Source organism: Kitasatospora sp. NPDC057512 (assembly GCF_042802135.1).
Taxonomy (GTDB): Bacteria; Actinomycetota; Actinomycetes; order Streptomycetales; family Streptomycetaceae; genus Kitasatospora.
In genome coordinates, this window is the sequence record NZ_JBHVET010000777.1 from 1 (window position 1) to 3,796 (window position 3,796).

Genomic DNA, 3,796 nt, shown 5'->3' on the forward strand with positions numbered 1-3,796 from the left:
GTCCCTGGGGGCGCCGCCGACCCGCCCAGGCTCAGCCCAGCGGCAGGGACTTGAACGCGCGGGCCTGCTCCGTGATGGCGCGTTCGGTGGGCAGCCGCTCCATCGAGGAGGCGCCGAAGAACCCGGCGATCCCCGTGGTGTGCTCCAGCACGTAGCGGGCGTCCTCGGGTTCGGCGATGGGGCCGCCGTGGCAAAGCACGATGATCTCCGGGTTGACCCGCTTCGCGGCGTCGTGCATCTCCTGCACGGCGGCCGCCGCCTGGTCGAGGGTGAGCGCGGTGGCCGCGCCGATGGAGCCCTTGGTGGTGAGCCCGACGTGCGGGACGAGCACGTCCGCGCCGGCCCGGGCCATGTCGGCGGCCTGCTCCGGGTCGAACACGTAGGGGGCGGTGAGCAGTTCGCGCTCGTGGGCCTGGCGGATCATGTCGACCTCCAGTCCGAAGCCCATGCCGGTCTCCTCCAGGTTCGCCCGGAACGTGCCGTCGATCAGTCCGACCGTGGGGAAGTTCTGCACCCCGGTGAAGCCGACGGCCTTCAGCTGGTCCAGGAAGTTGCCCATGATCCGGAACGGGTCGGTGCCGCACACCCCGGCGAGCACCGGCACCTCGCGGACCACCGGCAGCACCTCCCCCGCCATCTCCAGCACGATGGCGTTGGCGTCGCCGTACGGCATCAGGCCCGCCAGCGAGCCCCGGCCGGCCATCCGGTAGCGGCCCGAGTTGTAGATGATCAGCAGGTCGACGCCGCCGGCCTCCGCGCACTTGGCGGACAGGCCGGTGCCGGCGCCGGCCCCGATGACCGGCGTTCCGGCGGTGATCTGCGCGGTCAGACGGGCCAGGGCTTCGGTGCGGTTCACGGGTGTGCTCCTCGTTCGGTAGGGGTCGTGGTGACGGGTCAGGCCTGCGCGGTGATCAGCTGGTGCAGCCGGTCGGCGGCCGCGACGGCGAAGGCCGGGTCGTTCAGGTGGGCGTCCAGTTCGCGCAGTTCGACCGGGCCGTCGGCCAGCGCCGAGCGCAGCGCCGCCACGCCGGCCCGGTCGGCGGCCGGGTCGTGGAAGGGCCCGCCCGGCGCGTCCACGGCGGACACCCCGCCGAGCGGCCAGAGCACCGTCACCGGGCCGCGCGCCGCGTTGAGCTTCCGGCCGAGGTCGGCGCCGACGGCGGACATCTCCTCGGCGGTGGTGCGCATGAGGGTCACGGTGGGGTTGTGGATCAGGAGCCGCCGCTCGGCGAAGCGGTCGGGGACGGTCTCCCTGGGGCCGAAGTTGACCATGTCCAGCGCCCCCGGCGCGACCACCTGGGGGATCCCGGCCCGCCCGGCCGCGGTCAGCCGGTCGGGCCCGGCACTGAGCACGCCGCCGACCAGTTCGTCCGCGAGTTCGGTGGTGGTCAGGTCCAGGACGCCGGCCAGGAAGCCGCCCGCGGCCAGCTTCTCCAGGGCCCGGCCGCCGGCCCCGGTGGCGTGGAACACCAGGACCTCGTAGCCGAGTTCGTCCAGGTGCTCGCGGGCGGCGTCGACCGCGGGCGTGGTCACGCCGAACATGCTGGCGGCGACCAGCGGGCGGCCCGGCGGGCGCGGGGCGGCGAGCACCCGCTCGTACCGGTGTGCCATCCCCGCCGCGGCGGCCGCCGCGTTGCCGAGGATCAGGGAGGAGACCGAGTTGATGCCCGCGACGTCCACCACGCTGTACATCAGGGTGACGTCGCTGCTGCCCACGTACGGAGCAACGTCCCCGCCCGCCATGGTGGACACCAGCAGCTTGGGCACCCCGACGGGCAGCGCCTGCATCGCGCGGGCCGCGATGGACGACCCGCCGCTGCCGGCCACCGCCAGGACGGCGTGCAGCCTGCCGGCCCGGTACAGCTCGCCGACCACCCGCTCGGCGCCCCGGGCCATCGCCGTCACGGCCGCTCCGCGGTCGCCCGCGGAGCGCAGCGCCGCGAGGTCGTGGCCGGCGGCGCCAGCGACCTCCTCCGGGCCGAGGTCGGCGCCCGGGGTGCCGGCCGGCGCCGGCAGCACGCCCGCGTCCACCACGACCACCTCGCAGCCGTCCGCCCGCAGCCGCTCGGTGAGCCACGCGTACTCCGCGCCCTTGGTGTCCAGTGTCCCGACCAGCACGACGGTCGCCATGTCCCTGCTCCTTTGAACGGACGGTTCCCCGATCATCCGGCCGGGCCGGGACGGCGGCAAAGACCACTTGCGGGCAAGTGGCCTGCGGCGGACCCGTCCGGCCGGACGGTGACCCCGGACGGCGGACCGGGCCACCGGGGCATCATGGACGGCATGGACCGGATTCCCGCCACCCGACTGTCGCGCCTGCTCACCGGCTGGGCCGCCGACGGTCCAGGGGCCTTGCCGCGCCTGCTCGCGGACGCGCTGCGCGAACTGGCCGAGCGCGGCGACGTGGCCCCCGGCACCGCGCTGCCCTCCCAGCGGGCGCTGGCCTCGGCCCTCGGGGTCAGCCGCTCCACCGTCACCTCCGCGTACGGACTGCTGGAGGCGGAGGGGCGGTTGGAGAGCCGGCACGGCAGCGGCTCGCGGCTGCGCGCCTCGGGGGCGGTCGGCGAGCCCGTCGGCGAGGGTCGGCTCGCCAGTTTCGGCACCCGGGAGGGCGTCGTCGACCTCTCCAGCGGGGCGCTGGAGGGCCTGCCCGCCGTGGCGGACGCCCTCGACTCGCTGTCCGGCCGGGACCTCGCCGCCGCGCTCGCCGATGACGGCTACCTCCCGTACGGGCTGCCGCGGCTGCGCGAGTTGCTGGCGGAGCAGTACCGCGCGGCCGGCCTGCCGACCTCGCCGGACCAGATCCTGGTCACGGCCGGGTCCCAGCAGGCGCTCTGGCTGATCACCCAGGGGCTGGTCGAGCCGGGCGACACCGTGGTCGTCGAGGATCCGACCTACCGGGGCGCCCTGGAGGCGCTCCGCGCCCGGGGTGCGCGGCTGCTGCCGCTCCCGGCGTACGGCGCGGGTGACACCCCCGGCCACGGGCCCGCCGCCCTGGCCCGGCTGACCGGCCGGATCCGCCCGCGCCTGGTGTACCTCCAGCCGGCCGTGCACAACCCGACCGGACGCGCCATGAGCGGGCCCACCCGACGGGCCTGGGCCGCCGTCCTCGCCGAGCGCGGCCTGTACACCGTCGAGGACAACGCGTACGCGGAGCTGTCCCGGTCCGAGGACGGCGCACCGCCCCCGCTCGCCGCACAGCTGCCGGACGGTACGACCGCGACCATCGGCACCCTCTCCAAGCTCTACTGGGGCGGTCTGCGGCTGGGCTGGATCCGCGCCTCCCGCCCGGTCATCCACCGCCTGGCCGAGCTCCGCAAGTCCGTCGACCTCTCCTGCCCGGTGGTGGAGCAACTGCTCGCGGTGCGGCTGCTCCAGGGACTGCCGGAGGCGCGGGCCCGGCGCCGTGCGCAGCTGCGCGAGCGCCTCGCCGCGGCCGAGCGGCTGCTCACCGCACAGGCGCCGCACTGGCGTTGGGAACGGCCGGCCGGCGGCTCCGCGCTGTGGGTCGAGCTCCCCGGCACCGACGCCGAGGCCACCGCCCAACTGGCCCGCCGGGCCGGGGTCCTGGTGGTGCCCGGGCCCGCCTTCTCCGCCGTCGACGGCTTCCGCAGCCACCTACGGCTGCCGTTCGCCGCCCGCCACGACCAGCACGAAGGGACCGACCGGCACGACCGCCTGGCCGCCGCCCTGCCCGTCCTCCTCCACAGCGCCGACCGCGCCGGCCCGGTCCGCTGAGCACCGTCGCACCGTGCCGACCGTCCCACCCGCCGAGCCGTTCCGCCGACGGTGGGGG

Annotated in this window: 3 protein-coding genes; 1 reads left to right on the forward strand and 2 read right to left on the reverse strand. The window is 76.1% G+C overall.

What is annotated here, in order from left to right; all coding sequences use genetic code 11:
• Window positions 1-31: 31 nt before the first annotated feature.
• Window positions 32-856 carry a phosphoenolpyruvate hydrolase family protein gene (locus tag ACFU6K_RS33535; RefSeq protein ID WP_380669525.1) on the reverse strand — a complete coding sequence of 275 codons (825 nt, stop codon included), beginning with the start codon at window positions 854-856 and terminating at the stop codon, window positions 32-34.
• Between the two features lie 38 nt (window positions 857-894).
• Entirely contained in the window at window positions 895-2,130 is a 1,236-nt protein-coding gene (locus tag ACFU6K_RS33540; protein ID WP_380669527.1) for a Tm-1-like ATP-binding domain-containing protein, read from the reverse strand.
• 153 nt (window positions 2,131-2,283) lie between these two features.
• Here ACFU6K_RS33540 and ACFU6K_RS33545 point away from each other — a divergent pair, with 153 nt between their 5' ends.
• Window positions 2,284-3,738 carry a PLP-dependent aminotransferase family protein gene (locus ACFU6K_RS33545; protein ID WP_380669529.1) on the forward strand — a complete coding sequence of 485 codons (1,455 nt, stop codon included), beginning with the start codon at window positions 2,284-2,286 and terminating at the stop codon, window positions 3,736-3,738.
• Window positions 3,739-3,796: the final 58 nt, after the last annotated feature.